Source organism: Propionibacterium sp. oral taxon 192 str. F0372 (genome assembly GCF_000413315.1).
GTDB lineage: Bacteria > Actinomycetota > Actinomycetes > Propionibacteriales > Propionibacteriaceae > Brooklawnia.
The window spans coordinates 1,966,235-1,985,679 of record NZ_KE340297.1 but is presented as its reverse complement, the minus strand read 5'-3'; the positions used below and the strand labels follow the sequence as shown (position 1 = coordinate 1,985,679).

The 19,445-nt window shown below is 61.0% G+C and carries 19 protein-coding genes and 1 pseudogene; 14 read left to right on the top strand and 6 right to left on the bottom strand.

Translation table 11 applies throughout. The features are described from left to right. Positions 1 to 356 precede the first annotated feature (356 nt). The 4 genes and pseudogenes from HMPREF1531_RS14445 to HMPREF1531_RS09225 all read left to right on the top strand — a co-directional run. Positions 357 to 590: pseudogene (locus tag HMPREF1531_RS14445) on the top strand (sunset domain-containing protein); the annotation flags it as partial. 58 nt (positions 591 to 648) lie between these two features. Next, a complete protein-coding gene (locus tag HMPREF1531_RS13700) occupies positions 649 to 795 on the top strand; it encodes a hypothetical protein (RefSeq protein ID WP_156860235.1) in 147 nt (48 codons plus the stop codon). After that, positions 795 to 1,322, top strand: coding sequence for a hypothetical protein (locus tag HMPREF1531_RS09230; protein ID WP_016669682.1), 528 nt, complete (start codon positions 795 to 797; stop codon positions 1,320 to 1,322). Before HMPREF1531_RS13700 ends, HMPREF1531_RS09230 begins: the two co-directional genes overlap by 1 nt. Continuing rightward, on the top strand, positions 1,319 to 1,972 hold the full coding sequence (locus HMPREF1531_RS09225; protein ID WP_016669681.1) for a prepilin peptidase: 654 nt from the start codon (positions 1,319 to 1,321) through the stop codon (positions 1,970 to 1,972). Before HMPREF1531_RS09230 ends, HMPREF1531_RS09225 begins: the two co-directional genes overlap by 4 nt. 86 nt (positions 1,973 to 2,058) lie before the next feature. On the opposite strand, the gene trpD is transcribed toward HMPREF1531_RS09225, so the two are convergent. Then, the gene (trpD, locus tag HMPREF1531_RS09220) at positions 2,059 to 3,105 is read right to left on the bottom strand and encodes an anthranilate phosphoribosyltransferase (RefSeq protein ID WP_036897649.1); all 1,047 of its coding nucleotides are present in this window, start codon (positions 3,103 to 3,105) and stop codon (positions 2,059 to 2,061) included. Between the two features lie 77 nt (positions 3,106 to 3,182). Next, positions 3,183 to 3,656 (bottom strand): response regulator transcription factor, encoded by a 474-nt coding sequence (locus HMPREF1531_RS09215; RefSeq protein WP_016669679.1) that lies wholly within the window; start codon positions 3,654 to 3,656, stop codon positions 3,183 to 3,185. Between the two features lie 154 nt (positions 3,657 to 3,810). On the opposite strand from HMPREF1531_RS09215, the gene HMPREF1531_RS09210 reads away from it, so the two are divergent. Further along, positions 3,811 to 5,274, top strand: a complete 1,464-nt coding sequence (locus HMPREF1531_RS09210; protein WP_016669677.1) for a GuaB1 family IMP dehydrogenase-related protein — start codon at positions 3,811 to 3,813, stop codon at positions 5,272 to 5,274. A 105-nt stretch (positions 5,275 to 5,379) separates the two neighbouring features. On the opposite strand, the gene HMPREF1531_RS09205 is transcribed toward HMPREF1531_RS09210, so the two are convergent. After that, positions 5,380 to 5,727, bottom strand: a complete 348-nt coding sequence (locus HMPREF1531_RS09205; RefSeq protein WP_016669676.1) for a HesB/IscA family protein — start codon at positions 5,725 to 5,727, stop codon at positions 5,380 to 5,382. A 403-nt stretch (positions 5,728 to 6,130) separates the two neighbouring features. Beyond that, positions 6,131 to 6,829 carry a PspA/IM30 family protein gene (locus HMPREF1531_RS09200; RefSeq protein ID WP_016669675.1) on the bottom strand — a complete coding sequence of 233 codons (699 nt, stop codon included), beginning with the start codon at positions 6,827 to 6,829 and terminating at the stop codon, positions 6,131 to 6,133. Between the two features lie 201 nt (positions 6,830 to 7,030). Here HMPREF1531_RS09200 and HMPREF1531_RS09195 point away from each other — a divergent pair, with 201 nt between their 5' ends. After that, entirely contained in the window at positions 7,031 to 7,606 is a 576-nt protein-coding gene (locus HMPREF1531_RS09195; RefSeq protein WP_016669674.1) for a DUF3043 domain-containing protein, read from the top strand. Further along, the gene (locus tag HMPREF1531_RS09190) at positions 7,606 to 7,818 is read left to right on the top strand and encodes a hypothetical protein (RefSeq protein WP_016669673.1); all 213 of its coding nucleotides are present in this window, start codon (positions 7,606 to 7,608) and stop codon (positions 7,816 to 7,818) included. Before HMPREF1531_RS09195 ends, HMPREF1531_RS09190 begins: the two co-directional genes overlap by 1 nt. A gap of 53 nt (positions 7,819 to 7,871) precedes the next feature. Here the strand turns inward: HMPREF1531_RS09190 and gcvT are convergent, their stop codons facing one another. Beyond that, complete coding sequence (gene gcvT / locus HMPREF1531_RS09185; RefSeq protein ID WP_016669672.1) at positions 7,872 to 8,981, bottom strand: glycine cleavage system aminomethyltransferase GcvT; 1,110 nt, start codon at positions 8,979 to 8,981, stop codon at positions 7,872 to 7,874. Positions 8,982 to 9,327: 346 nt separating this feature from the next. Between gcvT and rfbB the strand changes: the two genes are divergently transcribed. The 7 genes from rfbB (at position 9,328) to HMPREF1531_RS09150 (ending at position 18,704) form a co-directional block, all read left to right on the top strand. Then, entirely contained in the window at positions 9,328 to 10,326 is a 999-nt protein-coding gene (gene rfbB, locus HMPREF1531_RS09180) for a dTDP-glucose 4,6-dehydratase (protein ID WP_036898915.1), read from the top strand. 10 nt (positions 10,327 to 10,336) lie between these two features. Continuing rightward, the gene (locus tag HMPREF1531_RS09175) at positions 10,337 to 11,767 is read left to right on the top strand and encodes a sugar nucleotide-binding protein (RefSeq protein WP_016669670.1); all 1,431 of its coding nucleotides are present in this window, start codon (positions 10,337 to 10,339) and stop codon (positions 11,765 to 11,767) included. A gap of 236 nt (positions 11,768 to 12,003) precedes the next feature. Further along, complete coding sequence (gene rfbA / locus HMPREF1531_RS09170) at positions 12,004 to 12,873, top strand: glucose-1-phosphate thymidylyltransferase RfbA (RefSeq protein ID WP_016669669.1); 870 nt, start codon at positions 12,004 to 12,006, stop codon at positions 12,871 to 12,873. A gap of 168 nt (positions 12,874 to 13,041) precedes the next feature. After that, positions 13,042 to 14,598, top strand: a complete 1,557-nt coding sequence (locus HMPREF1531_RS09165; RefSeq protein WP_016669668.1) for a leucyl aminopeptidase — start codon at positions 13,042 to 13,044, stop codon at positions 14,596 to 14,598. A 52-nt stretch (positions 14,599 to 14,650) separates the two neighbouring features. Then, positions 14,651 to 15,997, top strand: coding sequence for a 2-oxoglutarate dehydrogenase, E2 component, dihydrolipoamide succinyltransferase (sucB, locus tag HMPREF1531_RS09160; protein WP_269593320.1), 1,347 nt, complete (start codon positions 14,651 to 14,653; stop codon positions 15,995 to 15,997). A 157-nt stretch (positions 15,998 to 16,154) separates the two neighbouring features. After that, complete coding sequence (locus HMPREF1531_RS09155) at positions 16,155 to 16,925, top strand: DUF4191 domain-containing protein (RefSeq protein WP_016669666.1); 771 nt, start codon at positions 16,155 to 16,157, stop codon at positions 16,923 to 16,925. A gap of 3 nt (positions 16,926 to 16,928) precedes the next feature. Continuing rightward, positions 16,929 to 18,704, top strand: a complete 1,776-nt coding sequence (locus HMPREF1531_RS09150; RefSeq protein ID WP_016669665.1) for an ABC-F family ATP-binding cassette domain-containing protein — start codon at positions 16,929 to 16,931, stop codon at positions 18,702 to 18,704. A 51-nt stretch (positions 18,705 to 18,755) separates the two neighbouring features. On the opposite strand, the gene HMPREF1531_RS13025 is transcribed toward HMPREF1531_RS09150, so the two are convergent. Then, a complete protein-coding gene (locus tag HMPREF1531_RS13025; RefSeq protein ID WP_051123367.1) occupies positions 18,756 to 19,322 on the bottom strand; it encodes a 4'-phosphopantetheinyl transferase family protein in 567 nt (188 codons plus the stop codon). Positions 19,323 to 19,445 lie beyond the last annotated feature (123 nt).

Here is a 19,445-nt window from a genome sequence, read left to right as displayed (position 1 = left end):
CAATCACGCCTGTGCTAAGCAACACCAAGGACACCATCGAGGATCTCTACGAGCAGCATCTCGCACCGCGAGTTGCGGATACCGTCGATTTGGTGAGCCCCGTGGTCACCCAAGCCTACGAGAGCATCTCGGAGCATTTTGACAACGATGTCCAGCCGCACCTGGCCGATTGGTTGGGACAAGTCCAAGATGATGAGGCCGAGGTCGTGGTACCCAAGGCGAAGAAACGTTGCTCCCTCGGCAAGCTGTTCGCTTTGCTGGGGGTGGCGGCCTTCCTCGGTGCCTTGGTGCTCGTGGTCCGCGAGGTACTCGGTACCAAAGACGATGGCTGGGCACCGGCAGCCCCGAATCCCAAGGAAGATCCACATCGAGATGGGCAGGCCAAACGCGCCGAGACCGGGAAGATCGATTACGGTGAAGGCTCCTACGTGGGTGAGAACCCGCCCGCTGAGTTCTGGATCAAGGGCAATGAGCGTTCGATGAAGTACCACACCCCGAATTCGATGGGCTACGAGCGCACCAACGCCGATGTGTGGTTCGCCACCGAGGAGGCCGCGCAAGCCGCCGGGTTCACCCGCGCCCTGCGCTGAACCTGAATCATTGGCGGGGGCCGGGGAGAGCCCCGGCCCCCCGCCAACAATATGTGCGGTGTTGTCCGAACCTGCACAGGTGTTGTCCAGGACCTCTTCGGTGTTGTCCGGATTCGCGGTGGTGTTGTCTGTACCGGGCAAAACCTCGTCAGCCACTCTGCTGCGCGACTTGACTGGTCTCGTCGCCCCAGACGAGGAGGAATGATGACCATCGTTGCAGCGCCGCGTCTCGCGCAATCCCCGTACTCCCGCACATCCACCCCTTGCCCGAGTGATCTGGTCGATGCCACCGCATTTCGCGCCTGGGTAAGGCAGTTGATCAGCGATACCGGATTGCCCTGGCGGGCCATCGCCCGAGCCGCCGGGGTACCTTCGAGTGTGGTCGCCCAGTTGCTGCACGGCGTGAACGGCCACCAGGTCCGGATGATTCCGCGTCGCTATGCCCAAAGGCTCCTTGGGCTCACCCGCCACAGATTGACAGAGATGGCCACCCAGCCTGCTCCCTGCCCTGCGTTACGGATGTTGATGTGGCGGTTAGGCCTGGATGGGGTCAGCGTGGAGGAAATGGCCCGATTCACCACGGTACTTCCCCACGAACTGCGCACACTGATGTCGGGCAGCGATGTGTGGTGCACGCGGCTACAGATGCTGCGCGCCGAGGCTGCATGCGAGGCCCGGGGCATCGACCCCGAGACGCTGATATACCCCAGCCGGAGACAATGGATGCGATGATCCCTGCAGTGTTTGCCGCATTCGCGGCCCTCGTGCAGTTGCTGTTGGTCGCCACCCATCCGGAACCGACTGGAGACGACCCCGATATCGCGCACAAACCCAGCTACCGCTCGCTGATCACATGGCCCGCAGTGACCAGCCTGTGTCTCGCAGCAACCATGCTAGGAACACTGTGCGCGGTTCTCGGCATCAAGGCCCTCTGGGCATGGGCTGTGTGGGCAGGTGCCGGACTGGTCCTGGTGTGGGTTGATGCCCGCTCAACATGGCTTCCGCGGCGCTGCACCACCCTGCTGTGGACCGGGCTGTTCGGTACCCTCGCTGTCCACTGCATCGAAGCGCCCAACCTAGTATTTGCACTATTGATCGGGGCAACTGCTTCAGCCGGGATCTTCGCGATCTTCTGGTTACTCACCCGCTCACTGGGTTTCGGCGACGTACACCTGGCCGGGATGGCCGGGGCACTGGGTGCACTTCACGGGTTGAGCGGATGGTCAATCACCATGCTGGTGGGCACCGTAGCCGCTGCGCTGTGGGGAATAGCCACCACCGCGTGGCGACGCCATCATCCTCACCCACTCGGCTCAGTCTTCGCCTATGGCCCGGGGCTGTGGTGCGGCCCATGGGTGCTAGTGGTGTTGTATCCCAGCTGAGTATCACCTGCGAAATCACATCGGTGGCAGGATCGCGCGGTGCCCCACCGTTTCAAGACTCTTCTGAAGGTCAGTCTTCCACCGGGTCAGCGGGTTGCCAGTTCTGCATTGGTGGCGATCCACCGATCGAACAGGTCAGCTGCCTGCCCGTCGTCGATGGCCGCGGCAGCCCGGCTGATACGCTCGGCGATCTGGTCGGTCACCGGCACATTGAGATCAGGCCCGTCATAGGCCAGCAGCGCAGCGGCTGCGTTCAGTTCAACAATGTCACGCACCGGACCTTTGCGTCCGCTTAGCAGTTCCCGCACTACCCTGGCGTTCACCGCCGAGTTACCACCGACAAGATCTGCCGGAGCAGCCGGAGCGATCCCGATCGTGGTCGGGTCGAAGACGGTCTCGACAACCTGCCCACCGCGCACCAACCAGATATTCGAGGGGCCTGTCGTGGTGAGTTCGTCCAGTCCGTCGGTACCGTGGAAGACCAGCCCCCGGTTGCCACGATGGGCAATCACCCCGGCGACCAGATCCGCCATTCGCCGGTTTGCCATACCCAGCGCCTGGGCATCCGGGCGGGCAGGATTGGCGAGCGGGCCCAGGAAATTCATCGTTGTCTGTATTGCGAGATCCCTGCGTACCGGACCAATGTGCCGAAGGGCTGTGTGGTACATCGGGGCGTAGAGGAAAACCATGCCAGTGCGCTCCAGCACCTCCTGCTGGCGGGCGGGTTCCACCTCCAACGCCAACCCAAGTTCCTCCAGGCAGTCGGCGGTTCCACATTTGGAGGAGGAGGCCCGGTTACCGTGCTTGACGACCTTCGCCCCTGCAGCTGTGGCGACAATCGCGGCCATCGTCGACACATTGACGGTGTTGGCTCGGTCGCCACCGGAGCCGACAATGTCTACCGCATGAGTGTCAAGAGTGATCGGGGTGGCTGCATCAAGCATCGCCTGAGCCATGGAGTCGATCTCGACGACCGTCTCGCCCTTGACCCGAAGCGCCACCAGGAAAGCAGCCATTTGGGCCTGCGACGCATCCCCGGCGAGCACCTGTGCCATGGCCCAACGAGCCGCATCGGCATCCAGGTCCTCGCCGTCGATGAGATGGGTCAGGATATCGGGCCACGTGAAGATCATGGGCGCAAGGCTACCGCCGCCCAGCAACTGCACCTACCCGGTCGCGACTGGTGGACATCCAGTGGGATATCGATGATTCAGTCGTGTCGCGACCCGACTCCGGGCACCACATCGACGGAGCTGAGCACTGTGACGACACTATTTCGCCGGTCACGGATTACTTGGGCGACATCGCCGGGTAGCCGTAACGGGTCAATCGGGAAACCCACCACCGCATCGGCTCGCGACCAAGTGGCCAGCCAAGCATCTTGGGGCCGGGCGACCAGTATGACGACCGGCGGTGCGTCGATGATTTCGTCCTTGATCTGGTGGCAGATCCCCATGCCTCCGGGAACGGCCTCACCGTCCATGACAGCCGCGTCGAATTTCTCGGCATCAAGTGCGCGGATCAGTGCCTCGTCAGTGGCAAACTCGGTGATGGTGATCTCAGGAAGATCGGCAGCGATGCGCCGCCCCAGGGCAGCCTTGATCTTCTCCCGCACCAAACGGTTGCTCGAGTACACGAGAACCTTGAGCAGATTGTCGCTCGCATCTGCGGTGGTGTTACTCATAGCAGCCTCTCCTTCACCTGGGCAGCCCCCGCACCAATGCCGGGCCAGCCTCGGAACAACCAGACACGCCCGATGCTACCGCGTCTGCTGCCGCGATTCCCCAATTGGGGCCGGTTCCCGGTTTCTTCCACCAGATCCGGGGCAGAATGCATGGGTGCGATTCCTCAACACGAACCCGTCCCATGACCTGACCTACAACGATGTTTTCATGGCCCCCAACCGGTCGGCAGTCACCTCCCGCTTCGACGTGGACCTCACCTCCCGCGACGGGATTGAGCTACCGCTTCCGCTCGTTGTGGCAAACATGACAGCGATCTCCGGGCGTCGCATGGCCGAGACTGTGGCACGTCGCGGTGGACTGGCGGTGCTTCCACAAGATATCCCGGTGAATGTCCTGACGGCTTCCATGGCCAAGGTCAAGGCAGCTCCAACGGTCTTCGAGACCCCGGTCACGGTGGATCCGACAATGACGGTTGGCGAGGCGATGGCCCTACTACCGAAACGGTCGCACGGTGCCGTCATCGTCATTGATGCTGAACGGATACCAGTGGGTATTTTGGGGACGAGTGAGACTGACGGGGTCGACCGTTTCTCCCAAGTGCACGAGGTAATGTCCACCCACCTCACCGTGATTCCCGACACAAGCACCCCTCAGGATGTCTTCGACCTCTTGGCGGAGACCAGACAGAAACTCGCCATCGCAGTGGACGGCTCCGGCGCCTTGGTCGGGGTGATGTCTTCGCGCGGTGCCCTGCGCTGTGCTATCTACTCCCCCGCGCTGGACCCTCAGGGAAGGCTAATGGTAGCGGTTGCCATCGGAATCAGCGGGGACTCAGCCGGTCGTGCCCGGGCCCTGCTGGATGCCGGCGCGGACGTTTTGGTGATGGACACCGCACACGGACACCAGCAGCGTATGGTTGATGCCTTGGGTAGGGTCCTCCCGGTCCGTGAGGAGTTCCAGACATCAACTGGAAGGCGTATCCCGATCGTGGCAGGAAACATCGTCACGGCCCAAGGCACCATTGATTTGCTGGATGCCGGGGCAGATGTCGTCAAGGTCGGCGTGGGGCCCGGTGCGATGTGCACTACCCGTATGCAGACCGGAGTGGGCAGACCCCAGTTCTCAGCGGTGCTGGAGTGCGCCGAGGCCGCTGGGGATCGCAATGGCGCGGTGTGGGCAGACGGTGGGGTGCGCTATCCGCGCGACGTTGCCCTGGCCTTGGCTGCAGGCGCTGGGAACGTGATGATCGGCTCTTGGTTCGCAGGTACCCACGAGTCCACCGGTGATCTGTTACACGATCCCGATGGCAGAGCCTACAAAGAGAATTTCGGGATGGCCTCGGCCAGAGCTGTGCGCAATCGAACCCGCAGCCAGTCCTCCTTCGACAGGGCCAAGGCTGCGCTGTTTGAGGAAGGTATCTCCTCCTCCAAGATGTATCTGGATCCCCGTCGTCCCGGGGTAGAGGACCTCATCGACTGGATTACCTCCGGGGTGAGGTCCTCGTGTACCTACGCGGGCGCTCATAACCTCATGGAGTTTCATGACAAGGCCGTTATCGGCATCCAATCTTCCTCCGGCTACGAGGAGGGCCGCCCCCTGTCGAGCAGTTGGTCGTGACCTCTCCGCCTGATCCCGGCGTACGGGTGAGGCCCCGCAGCGACCTCATGGAAGCCTCCAACAGAATCGGCAACTTCAGCCCTCGGGACTCCGCAAAATCTCAAGTCAGTGGAAAGAATCTCCGCAAGCGCACGTGTTGGTCGCGTTCGGGTTGTCGATGGTGAAGCCTTGGGCCTCAATGGTGTCGGCGTAGTCAATGCTAGCCCCATTCAGGTAAGGAGCTGACATCTTGTCGACTACCAAGGCGACCCCGTCATAGTCGTCACGCAGGTCACCGTCGAGTTGGCGGTCGTCGAACATCAATTGATAACGCAGCCCCGAACATCCGCCGGGCTGCACCGCGATGCGCAGGGCAAGGTCGTCACGTTCCTCGGCTTTCAGCAGGGCGCTGGCCTTGGCGACGGCGGCATCGGACAGGCTCACGCCGGTGACACGCGTTGGGGTTTCAGTCATTGCTCGCTCCAAGATTTGTCTAGTTCTCGTCGGCGAGTCTACGCCGCCGAACAGCGTCAGCCCATCGGTCGAGGGCCTGGTTGTCGTCATGCTGAGGGACGGAATGGCCCGGGAACGAGTCCGCTCTCAGTATTGGAGCAGTCCATCCAGTTCGGTGATCTCCTCAATATCGGCCACCGGGGAGCGGGAAGAACCGTATCGAACAGTCGAGCTGACCAGCTTAGGAGCGCCACCGACTATTTTCCCGCACCAGATGACGGATCGCTATCAAAGTCTCAACCCCCTTAGCCGCCCTTTTTCTTCGATCGCAGTCCTGAGTTCCCCATGGCAGTGTTGTGCCAGGGCAACAACTTCTCTGGCTAGCAGATCTCACTGTGCTTGTCCCATGAGATCCGCACAATCATTAACTGCTCCATTCATCCTGGACCGCAGATGCCGCACCGGCAGCATCCGGGTTGCGGTAGGTGATGCCAGACAACTCCGCCAGTTCTTGGTCGATGGCTTCCCGAGAGAGATCGGGAACCTGAGCCTGCAAGTCATCGACATCAACCTGGCTCAACCGGTCGGCCCGGGCCAGTCCCTCGCCCGCCTCGGCGAAATCCTCACTGACGCCCCGCCAAGCCTCTGCCTCCCGGACTCCGGCCTCCTCAGCAGGAAGTCCTGCCCAGCCACCATCCCGTTGTGTAGCGATGTCGTCAAGTTTGGCGCTGAGCCTGGTGCAAGCCCGCACCAAAGCCTCCTCGGTACGCTGCAGTTCATCGTGGTGGGCATCGAGTTCGGCTAGCCGGGACATGAGAACCTGCCTGGAACCCAACGCCTCACGCGCTATCTCGTCCTGCCCCGATACCACCGCGCGCCGGGCATTCGTCGTATGCTGATCAATGCGAGTTGCCATCTCGTCAACGCGTCCGGCAACATGACGTCGGGATTCCGCGACCCGCGCCGCCGATGCGCGCAGATCGATAAGGGTCTTACGCAATGAAGCCTCGGGATTGACTGGGGGCGTGCTGCGATGCTGCGTCCCTGCCTGCGCCTCGGTGCCCTGGTCGTTTTCCGGGCGTGGTGCCAACGCCCGCGAAATGCGAGAGAAGATGCCTGCCATGGGCCACAAGTCCTTCCGTTCCGCGTGGTCAGGGAATCGGACCTGCCACGCCCAACAACCCGACGCTACCCCAACCAACCCTCACACGGCATTTCACTCCTCCAGTAGTCCTGTAGGGTTTGTTGACCCTTCCCGCACACTGTCCCGGAGCCATGACGACTGATATGTTTGCCGCACCACCCATGGAATCGAGGATGACAAGTGGGACTGTTCCGCCCATATTCGGATGACCGCTCCAAGCAGACTGCGGAGCCCAGCCATGTCGCAACAGGCGCCGACGCTGCCGGGCACCACGGCAAGGGGATCCCAACTCCCTCCCGCAAACAAGCCGAAGCTGCCCGGCGAGAACAACTGCGCCCTACCCTGTCGAAGAAGGAGAAGCGAGAGAGGGAACGCAGGCTCAACGCAGAACGCAACGAGCGGGCTTACCAGCGAATCGAGAGTGCCAGAGAACGGGTGCTGCTGCGCAATTTCATCGATTCCCGGTGGACTGTCTCCGAATTTGCCTGGCCCGTGCTGCTGCTATCCATGGCCCTGTTCATCGCCGGCTCTTGGGTCCCCATGCTGCTGACCGCGGCGGTCGTCGTGATGTGGGGAATCCTCGCCATCGACCTGATCGAGATCACCATCTTGTGGTTCAGGTTCCGTCGAATACTGGATGAGCGTCTTCCGGGTACCCCGCGCCGGGGTTTGCTGAGTTACATGGCCTCCCGGATGATCTCCCCACGACGTATGCGCCGCCCGCCGACCGCCCTCAACAGAGGAGATACATACTGATGAGCTTCACCTGGAAACCGACCTTCACCTCCCCGCATCCGGATCCCACCGATGTCGCTGAGTCCGGTCTAGACACCGAATTCACCGATCAACAGGAGGCCGAGGACTGGTTGCGTGAGAATTTCGATCTCCTCCAGGAGGTCGGCGTCGCCGAGGTCGAGTTGCTGGATGACGGCATCGTGGTCTACGGACCGATGTCCTTGGATGCCTGATCACCGGGTAGCCCCAAGCCACGTTTTCCTGAGCCACCCGGTTCACAGTCATCTCAGTCGCGCACGTGTGGTTCTACGAAAGGTGGCTTGACAATCTCGAAATTCTCAACCCGGTTGCGAACTCGCACCCCGACCTGTTTACCCAGTCCATGGTCCACGTCGATGTGGGCCAACCCGATGCCGGTGCGCAGAGTCGGGGAGAAAGTGCCCGAACTCACCTTGCCGATCACCGCGCCCTCCGCATCAACCACCTCCATGCCGGGACGCGGGATGCCTCGGCCGAGGGCCTTGATACCACGCAATCGGCGAAGCGGACCACCATCAGCGCGAATGCGGGCAAAGGCCTCGGCCCCGTCGTAACCGGTTTTGGTCTTGGACACAGCCCAGGCCGCGCCCCCGGTGATCCCATCGATGATCGGGGAGAACTCGTGGCCGTGCAGCGGGTAACCCATCTCGGTACGCAGGGTGTCACGGGCCCCCAAACCACAGGCTCGGACCCCAAGCCGATCCCCAGCCTCCATGAGCCGGTTCCACCAATCCATTGCCTCACTCGCCGGGCAGATCAATTCGACCCCGCGTTCCCCGGTGTAACCGGTGCGACACAAGGTGGTGGGCAGCCCTACCCGCTCCCCGGCAATGACGGCGAAGGACATATAGTCCAAGTCGGTTGGCAGCCCTACCCGTGAAATGAGATCATCGCAGCGAGGCCCTTGGACGGCAATAATGGCCAGATCCCGGTGCTGGTTCGCCAGCTTCAACCCATCGGGCATGTTCTGAGCCAGTACCTCGGCGACCGTGGTGGCGTTGGCGGCATTGGGCACCAACAAGACATCATCATCGGCGATTACATAGGCGATGAGATCGTCAATGACCCCGCCCTGCGCATTCGCCAGCAGATTGTAGAGAGCCTGGCCTGGCCCGACCTTGTCGAAGTCATTGGTCAACCTGGACTGGAGGTGAGCTACGGCCCCCGGGCCGGTGAGCCGTAGCTTGCCCAAGTGCGAGACATCAAAGACACCCACCGCCTCACGTACCGCCGCGTGTTCGGTAAGCACCCCTCCCCCGGCATACTCAATGGGCATCGCCCAACCGGAGAACTCGGCCATCTTCGCGCCGAGCTGTTCATGGGCAAAAGCCAGAGGTGATTGCAACAACTGATCCATGACCCCACGCTATGCGACACGACGCAACGGCGTGCCCAGTGCGCAGCATTCGGTCGGAATTCTCACTTGCAGTGCGCAACGTTACCTAGTTCCAGACTGGTTGATGAGACAGTGCCTTGGTGGGCGTCGACGCTGACGTACGCCCCGGTCCATGCCCGTCAGCAGACAAAGGTGGGCAGGGCATCCGGCAGGAGCCGGGCAGTTGCCGCAAAGGTGCGCGCCGCCACGGATGACGGGGTAGTCCGTGCAGACATCCCTGGATTTGAGAAACGCAAGCTCTCCAGGCCTTCTGAGCGAAGTCTCGCCAGGGTCTTCCATGGACCTGGAAGACGACTACAATTTTCTCGTGGGGAAACTTCTCGTCACCGGCGGCGCCGGATTCATCGGTTCCAACTTCGTCCACTTGGTCATGGACAACACCGACGACACTGTCATCGTGTTAGACAAGATGGGTTACGCAGGCAACGAGTCCTCTCTCGTTGGACTACCCGCCAATCGCTTCACGCTGGTCGTGGGGGACGTCTGCGACCGCGAGTTGGTTGACCGGCTGGTCGCAAAAGTGGATACGGTGGTCCACTTCGCTGCGGAGTCACATAATGACAACTCACTGGATGATCCAGAGCCTTTTATCATGACCAATCTCTACGGCACTTTCGCCCTACTCGAAGCAGTACGCGCCCACGACAAACGCTACCACCACATCTCCACCGATGAAGTCTACGGAGACCTAGAAATAGGCAGCTCAGAAAGATTCTGCGAAACCACACCCTACAGACCTTCCAGCCCCTACTCCTCATCAAAAGCGGGCTCCGACCACTTGGTTCGCTCCTGGGTACGTTCATTCGAAATACGAGCGACTTTATCGAACTGTTCTAACAACTACGGCCCCCGCCAGCATGTGGAAAAATTCATTCCACGCCAGATCACCAACGTGATCGATGGGATTCGCCCCAAGCTCTATGGTCAGGGACTCAACGTACGTGATTGGATACACGTTGATGACCACAATTCCGCAGTGCTGCGCATCCTGGAGGCCGGGGTGATCGGCGAAACATATCTGATCGGTGCCGACGGAGAGAAAAACAACAGGAGCGTCATCGAGTCAATTCTGTTCCAAATGGGCCAACCCACCGACGCATACGATCATGTTACGAACCGCCCAGGCCACGACATGCGCTACGCAATCGACGCCACCAAACTACGCACCGAACTCGGTTGGGAGCCCGTCCATAGTAACTTTGAAATCGGACTGGCTTCCACCATCGAATGGTATCGCACCAATGAGAGCTGGTGGCGCAAACAAAAGAAGTTCGTTGAGGTCAGATATGCCACGCGTGAACAGTGAACAGTGAACAATGATGAATGATCTCCGGACAGAAAAGAGTCTTGGACTGCACACCACGCCCATCCCGGGAGTCCTGATCATCGATTTACCTGTCCACACTGATAACCGCGGCTGGTTCAAGGAGAATTGGCAACGGGCTAAGATGCTGGAATTGGGTCTCCCCGATTTCGGTCCGGTACAGAACAACATCTCCTTCAACGACAAGGCAGGGACAACCCGCGGCATCCATGCAGAGCCTTGGGACAAGTTCATCTCAGTTGCCGCCGGCACAATCTTCGGAGCTTGGGTGGATCTACGTGAAGGTCCAGGTTTCGGCACCGTGTTCACCCGTGAGATCGACCCATCGATGGCGATTTTTGTACCCGCCGGCGTGGGCAATGCCTACCAGACCTTGGAGCCCAAAACTATTTACACCTACTTGACGAATGCGCACTGGAGTCCTAGAGATACCTACACTTTCCTCAACTTGGCAGACACAGCCTCAGCAATCAACTGGCCGATCCCATTGGACCAGGCGACTTTATCGGAAAATGACCGGTACCACCCGCACATGGACGAGGTAGTTCCCTTCCCAGCAGCGACCAAGAACCGCCGCGCCTTAGTGACCGGCGCCAACGGTCAATTGGGCCGGGAATTGGGCGTCCAGTTGCCTGCGGCAGGCTACGAATTTGTTGGAATGGACCTTCCTGAACTCGACATATCTGATGCAGTTGCCATGGCCGAAGTGGACTGGTCCTCCTACGACCTGGTGATCAACGCTGCGGCCTGGACTGACGTCAACGGGGCGGAGTCCCCTGAAGGGCTTCCGCTGTCGTGGCGGGCCAATGCTGTTGGCCCAGCTAACCTCGCCAAGGCTGCAGTAGAACACGGTTTCACTCTGGTCCACATCTCCTCGGACTATGTTTTCGACGGGACCAAGGCTCCATACTCTGAAAACGATCCTCCCTCCCCTCTCGGCGTCTACGGGCAATCAAAAGCTGCCGGCGATGCAGCTGTCACCCCGGTGCCGCGCCACTACTTGGTGCGTACCTCTTGGGTGATCGGCGGCGACAAGAACTTCATGAGAACCATGAAGGCGTTCGCCGATGATGGAGTTAACCCAACCGTGGTGTCCGATCAGATTGGGCGATTGACTTTCGCCGAAGACTTGGCCAGCGGCATTATCCATTTGGTGCGTTCTGGGGCCGAGTTCGGCACCTACAACCTATCGAACACCGGCGATCCAATCACGTGGTACCAGGTGGCAGCCTCCACCTTTGAACTATGCGGGCACGATCCCGCACGAGTATCGGCTGTGACCAGCGCTGAATACCTCGCCGACAAGCAGCAAGCCCCACGACGCCCATTGAATTCAACCTTGGATCTGTCCAAGATCGAGTCCACTGGTTTCAGGGCTGCTGACCTGCGACAACGGATGCGCGAGTACCTTGCTGGGCTCTAGCCCGGACACAAGCCGGGTTCGTCACCGGCCCGCACAAGCAACTATGTCCCGCACGAACTGAAGTTGCCCGCGATTGTATGGGTTGGCGCTGTCCTGGGGTACTCGGGTTTCTCCGGCCACCGTGCGCCAAGAGCGAGTCACCCTCTAGGCGAACAAGCTAGCGTGGGTAACCTAAGCGTCAGTCTGCTCCTATCGAGAGGCCCGCTCTTCCAAGTCAACAACAGCCAGGGGAAACAGTGCACGGAATCATTCTCGCCGGGGGAACCGGATCGCGTCTGCATCCACTCACAACAGCCATTAGCAAGCAGCTCCTCCCGGTCTACGACAAGCCGATGATCTATTATCCGCTGTCAACTCTGCTGTTGGCAGGGATTCGCGATGTTCTGGTCATCACCACCCCGCACGATGCCGGGCCCTTCCACCGTTTGCTCGGTGATGGCTCCCAGTTCGGCATCAACCTCTCCTTCGCTCTCCAGGCCGAGCCCAAGGGTCTGGCCCAGGCATTCACCATTGGCGCCGATTTCATCGGTACCAATGGTGTTTCCCTGGTGCTGGGTGACAACATCTTCTATGGTCAAGGGCTCGGCACCCGGTTACGTCGTCACACAAATGTCAACGGCGCCACAATCTTCGGCCACCAGGTGGCGGATCCCCGCGCCTACGGAGTGGTTGAGATCGATGCGAGCGGCATGGCGATTTCCATCGAGGAAAAGCCCGAGAACCCCAGATCGCATCTGGCGGTACCGGGCTTGTACTTCTACGATAATAACGTCATGGAATACGCCCGGGAGTTGATTCCTTCAGCACGCGGCGAGCTGGAGATCACCGACATCAACCGGATCTACATGGAACAGGGCGAACTGAAGGTTGAGGTACTTCCACGTGGTACAGCTTGGTTGGACACCGGTACGTTCGATTCTCTCAGTAACGCCAGTGAGTTCGTACGCACCATCCAGAAACGTCAAGGGCTCCAAGTGGGCTGCCCGGAAGAGATCGCTTGGCGCAACGGCTGGCTGAGTGATGAGGAACTGTTGGCACGAGCAACCGCGTTGGAGAAGTCAGGTTACGGTGACTACCTAAGAATCTTGGTCGAGCAGGGACATTGATCCTGATCCCACGAGGATACGATGAAGAAGCCATGCGTGAGAGAGACCTCAAGCACGTGACATACGCTCCTGTAGCGCGGCAGTCCGTCATGTACACGTGCCATTGGATCCGAGTGCACAACTGCGCATAGCCTTTGAGCATCAACGATTCGCAGGAGGACTCTCGCAATGGGACGCGGCGCCGCTGACTTCAGCCGATTCAATCCCGACCGCATCGCCACAGCGACGGTGGAACTGGGTACCGACACCCGGGACGCAACCGATGTGGTCATCGGTTTGGTCACCGTCAAAGGCTGCGATTCTGTAGTGGGCGCAACCCCGGAACTGGAGAAACATTGGGCCACCGCTGGCACTTTGACTGAAACGGTGGTGGCCGCCGGCGCCACCTCGAAGCCCGGATCGGTCACGGTGCTCGGAAACGGCAGCAAGCGGCTGGCTGTAGTAGGACTGGGTAATGACTTGGACCTCAGTAACGAGGACCTGCGACGCGGTGCCGGGCATGCGATCCGCCGGATCACCCATACCAAGCTGCCCTCCATGCGACGGATTGTCATTAGCCTGGACACCGACCACGGCAAGCAGGTGGCGGCAGTCGCCCAAGGAGCGGTGCTCGCCATAGACCAGTTCACGAAGATCTCCAACGACGATGAGCAGATCCCGCGCGACACGATCGTGGTGATCGGGCCCTCCTCAGCCCAGCAGGAACTGGAGAATGCAATGGTGGTCGCCGAGGCGATCCGCGTCGTGCGGGATTGGGTGAACACTCCGCCGAATCTGCTCGGCCCCAGCGAACTCGTCGGACAGGCCAAGGACTACCTGGGGTTGTCAAAGGGGATCAATGTCGAGGTACTTGATGAAAAGGCCCTCGCCAAGGGCGGTTATGGCGGCATTCTCGCGGTCGGTGGAGGATCGGTGCGCCCACCCCGGTTGCTGCGCGCCGACTATCACCCGAAGCAGGCTACAAAACATTTGGTTCTTGTCGGCAAGGGGGTGACCTACGACTCCGGCGGCTATAACCTGAAAACCGAGTCCTCCCTGCTCACCATGAAACAGGACATGGCGGGAGCCGCCACCGTCGTGGCTGCATTGCGAGTGATCGCCACCCTAGGATTACCGCTGCATGTGACGATCTACGCCCCGATAGTCGAGTCGATGATCTCGGGAGCCGCCTACCGTCCCGGCGACGTGATTACCACCTACGATGGGACCACCGTGGAGAACTCCAATTCCGACTGCGAGGGCCGGATTATTCTCGCAGATGCTCTGGCCAGAGCCGCCGAGGACTCGCCAGAGCTGATCGTGGATGTCGCTACCCTGACCGGTGCCTGCATTGTTGCCCTAGGAGAGCGGACCGCCGGACTCATGGTGAGCAGTGACCCGGTGGCCGATGACATCCTGGACGCTGCCGAACTCGCCGGTGAGGACTACTGGCAACTCCCAGTCACCGAAGAGGTCCGTTCCCAGTTGTCCTCCCCCTTCGCCGATCTGAAATCGAAGAATACCCGTTCAGGGGGAACGATCTACGCAGCTGCCTTCCTGCAGCACTTCACCAAAGATCACAACTGGGCGCATCTCGACATCGCAGGACCAGCATGGAACACCGGGTCAGCCCACGATTACGTGCCCGCAAACGCGACGGGAACCGCAGTACGAACCTTGGTCTGCTTGGCAGCCTTGATGACGCAAAGTACATCTGAGTCGGCTGAGAAAACTGCGGATTGCTGACCAAACCAGCCGCGGTTTTCCCACACGTCGCTCTGGGGCGTTAGGCTTGCAACTGGTACCGACATCACGTCAAAGGAGAGCGCTACCCATGTCGACTGAAGTCACCCTGCCCGTACTGGGCGAAAGCGTCACCGAAGGAACCGTGTCGCGTTGGCTGAAGGAGGTCGGTGAGCAGGTTTCCGCCGACGAGCCCTTGGTCGAGGTCAGCACCGACAAGGTCGACACCGAGATTCCTTCCCCGGCGACCGGTGTGCTGTTGGAGATCCGCGTTCCCGAGGACGAGGTCGCTGCCGTCGGTTCCGTACTGGGGTTGGTCGGTTCACCATCCGCGACCCCGGCTCCCGGGGCACCGGCTACCGCACCTGTGGCCCCTGCCGTAGAGCCTCCGGCTCCCCAGATCCCGCAGGGTCCCTCGCCGTCCCCGACGATTCCCCGGATCGCGCCGCGCGCCACCGGTAGCTCCGATCCGTCTGCCTATGTCACCCCGCTGGTACGCAAGATGGCCGCCGACCTGGGTGTCGAATTGTCCGCAGTAACCGGCACCGGGGTGGGTGGACGCATCCGCAAGCAGGATGTGCAGGCTGCCGCCGAAGCCGCCAAGGTTCCGGCACGGGCTGAGAGCCCGGCTGCATCGGCTGCTCCCGCTTCGGCACCGAAGGCTCCCGAGGGTACCGACGCTGCCAAGCGTGGCACCAGCGAGAAGATGCCGCGACTGCGCACCATCATCGCCGCGCGCATGGTGGAGTCCCTGCAGACCGCCGCCCAGTTGACCGCCACCGTCGAGGTTGACCTCACCGCCATCTCCAAGCTACGCGGCAAGGTGAAGGACGATTTCAAGCGGCGTGAGGGCACCGGCCTTACCTACCTTGCCTTCATCTCAAAGGCGACGGTGGAAGCACTGCAGGCCTTCCCGATCATCAACGCCTACATTGAAGACAAGAACATCGTCTACCCCGGAGCCGAACACCTGGGCATCGCGGTGGATACCCCTCGTGGCCTGATCGTCCCGGTCATCAAGAATGCCGGTGATCTCAATGTCGGCGGCATCGCCAGGCAGATCTCGGATCTCGCCACCCGTGGCCGCGACAACAAACTGGGCCCCGACGAGCTGTCCGGTGCCACCTTCACCATCACCAACTACGGTTCGGCAGGCACACTGTTCGACACCCCGGTGATCAATCAGCCGAACTCAGGCATCCTGGGTACCGGCGCCCTGGTGAAGCGCCCGGTGGTGGTCAAGGATTCCTTCGGCAACGACACCATCGCGATCCGGGACATGATGTATCTTTCGCTGACCTACGACCACCGTCTGATCGACGGTGCTGTGGCGGCCCGGTTCCTGTCCACGATCAAGCATCGTCTGGAGGAGGGTATCTTCGGCGCCGAGTTCGGTCTCTGATCGCTCATTCAAACATCCCGACGGGGTCACAGCTTCCGCCTGTGTCCCCGTCGTTGTGTACTGAACTGGACAATCTCGTCGGGTAGGATAGCCATTCAGACACCGGGTGGCCGAGACCCCTGCCCCCAGCAACACTTCCAGGCGAACACGGAGCGACATGGCGAAGAGCGAACGGGCCAAGGAACTTGCGGCGAAGCAGAAGGCCGAGGCCAAGGCCTTGCGCGCAGCCAAGAAGAACTCCGACAACCCCAGGGACTGGGGCATCGTCAAACAGGTACGTGAGTCCTACCGGCTTACCCGGGAAGTCGATCCGCAGCTCAATCTGTGGCTGGTCGGCTCCTTCATCGTCGCGGCGGCCCTCATCGCCGGGTTGTCCACGCTGACCGGCGCCAGATGGTGGATGTCACTGATCATGGCGCTGCTATTCGGGTTCACCGCGGCTCTGTTTATGCTCACCCGCCGTACCCGCACCGGAACCTATCTGCGCTACAAGGGCACCCCGGGAGCCGGTGAAGTGCCTCTGTCCATGCTGAACAACAAGAAATGGACCGTCACCCCAGCAATCGCCTTCACTCGCCAACAGGACTGTATCCACCGCGTGGTCGGGGCCCCCGGAGTGGTGCTGATCGGCGATGGAAACCCTTCCCGGCTCCGCCCGCTACTGAATTCTGAGCTTAAACGCCACCAAGCAGTGCTCTACGGGATCACCGTCGAGGCCATCCAGATGGGCGAGGGCGAGGGCATGGTCCCGATGGAAAAACTCACCAAGCATATCGAATCCCTGCCGAAGGCCATCGACAAAGTGGAGCAGGAAGAGGTCATCTCCAGGCTGCGTGCCCTGGACAACATGAAAGGCCGCATGCCAATCCCGAAGGGCCCGATGCCCACCAACATGAAGGGGGCCCGTAAGGCGATGCGGGGACGTTGAGGCGTGGTCGCACCCAATCTGGTCAACGCGGAGCATCTCACCAAATCCTATGGCACCCGGATCCTCATCGACGATGTCTCCCTCGGGCTGGGCGCTGGTGAAGTGGTGGGCGTCGTCGGTCGCAACGGCGACGGGAAATCGACCCTGCTGGGCATGCTGACCGGTGTCGTGGAGCCAGATTCTGGCCGGGTCACCCGCACCGGCGGGATCTCATTGGGGAGTCTTACCCAGGTCGAGCACCTGGTGGAAGGACAGACGGTTCGTGATGTCGCCCTTGCGTCAGCCCCCGACCACGTGTGGAACTCAGATGGACGCAACCGGGCCGTCGTCGCGCATTTCCTGGCCGGGATCGACCTTGATGCCCCGGTGACCGAGCTGTCAGGTGGGGAACGTCGCCGCACGGGGCTGGTCGGTTTGATGACCGCCCACCACGACCTGTTGGTATTGGACGAGCCGACGAACCACCTCGACGTGGAGGCAGTCGACTGGCTGGCAAAGCACCTTGTCGAGTTGCAGAACCGCGGTACAGCGATGCTTATCGTCTCCCACGACAGGTGGTTCTTGGACGCCGTGTGCACCAAGACCTGGGAAGTGCACGATGCGGTCGTCGATGCCTACGAAGGTGGCTACGCGGCCTATGTGCTGGCCCGGGCAGAACGTGCCCGTCAGACAGCGGCGAACGAAGCACGACGCCAGAACTTGATACGCAAGGAATTGGCCTGGTTACGACGCGGCGCCCCGGCCCGCACCTCGAAACCGAAGTTCCGCATTGAGGTTGCTAACGAATTGATCGCCGATGTACCCGAGCCCAGGGACAAATTCCAACTCGCTCAGTTCTCCTCGGCACGCCTCGGCAAGGAGGTCATTGATCTGAAGAACGTCTCGGTGACGGTAGGTGCACAGCGGGTGCTGCTGCACGATCTCACATGGTCGATCGGTCCTGGAGACAGGATCGGCCTAGTCGGGGTGAACGGGGCAGGAAAATCAACCCTGCTCCGGTTAATGTCTCGTGAGCTCTCCCCCACCTCGGGCATCGTCAGACATGGCAAGACCTTGCGGCTGGCCCATTTATCTCAGCATGTCGACGAACTCGACGACACCGAGCAGGTCCTGGCCTCGGTAAACCAGCTGCGTGAGGAGACCCGGCTAGCGACCGGTCGTACAGCGAGCACCACAAATCTCCTCGAGGAATTCGGTTTCCGCGGAAACAAGCTGGTCACCCGGATCGGTGAGCTCTCGGGCGGGGAACGCCGTCGGCTGCAATTACTAAGGTTGTTGATCGCAGAACCTAATGTGTTACTGCTCGACGAGCCCACCAATGACCTGGACATCGACACCCTCACCGTGCTTGAGGACTATCTGGACACTTGGCCGGGAACCCTCATCGTTGCATCCCACGACCGCTATTTCCTTGAACGAGTCTGCGACGTGCAGTACGCGTTGCGCGGCGACGGCAGCTGTGTGCTGCTGCCGGGCGGGATGGATCAGTACTTAACCGAACGCCAGGCGGCCGTCGCACCGGCCCCTGCTCCCCATCCGCAGACCGGTCAGGTCTCCGAGCAGGCACGGCTGCGCACTGCTCGCAAGCAGGCGGCCCGGCTGGAATCCCAATTGGAGAAACTGAGCATCGAGATCAAGCGGGTGCATGCCGCTATGGTCGAACAGGCCAGTGACTACATCGCCCTGGCCACCCTCCAGGAGGAACTCACTGGTCTGGAAGCCCGATGTGCTGAACTTGAGGAGGCTTGGTTGACTGCAGCCGAAATCGCGCAGGGCTGAATGGATCCGAGCTCACCTGTGGTTCCGCTCTCCCACGAGCACTTGGCATTCTCACCTATCGACGCGAGCCAAAGCACCGATACAGTATTGGTCGTTCCATACCGCGACGTGCATCCGTCCCACGATCACTCGCCACCAGTCAATACGTCGGTCACAGCCAGCCTTGCCCGGTTCGAGCAGGGCCGACAAGTCGAGCAAATGGGCCTCGTCCAAGCTGGTGAACCCGATTTTCACCGCTGCCTCCTTGGCCACCCACAGCTTCAGCCGTGCCTTTGGGCACGTGCCCAGCAACGCCTCTTCCCGGGGATGAGCGATCATCCCAGCAACGTGGGCCGCTTCATCAGCCCTTTCGATGTCTTCCACATCAACTCCGATCCGCACCCCTCTTTTTCCCACACCAACTGCCACCACGGTGCGGGAGTGGGAGAGACTCACCTCCAACCCACAACGGGTCATCGGCCTCCCATCGGGAGCATGATCGATGACTGCGTTACTCGGATCCATTCCACTGTGCACCCTGTTCACCATTGATGAGGCCACGGCATGGGCCAATAGGCGGGTGCTGCGGTCATCGGCGTCAACGAGAGCATCTATCCTCTGCCGCTGCTCTCGGCTCATCCACGAAGCACCCGGGCTACGGCCTTCTCCTGATGCAGTGCGAGCCCACCATTCAAGCTGCACTCGGTGATCGCGACTGCAGAGGGCTCCCAGCCGGGTGCCCGTGACTGCTCTGGAGATGGG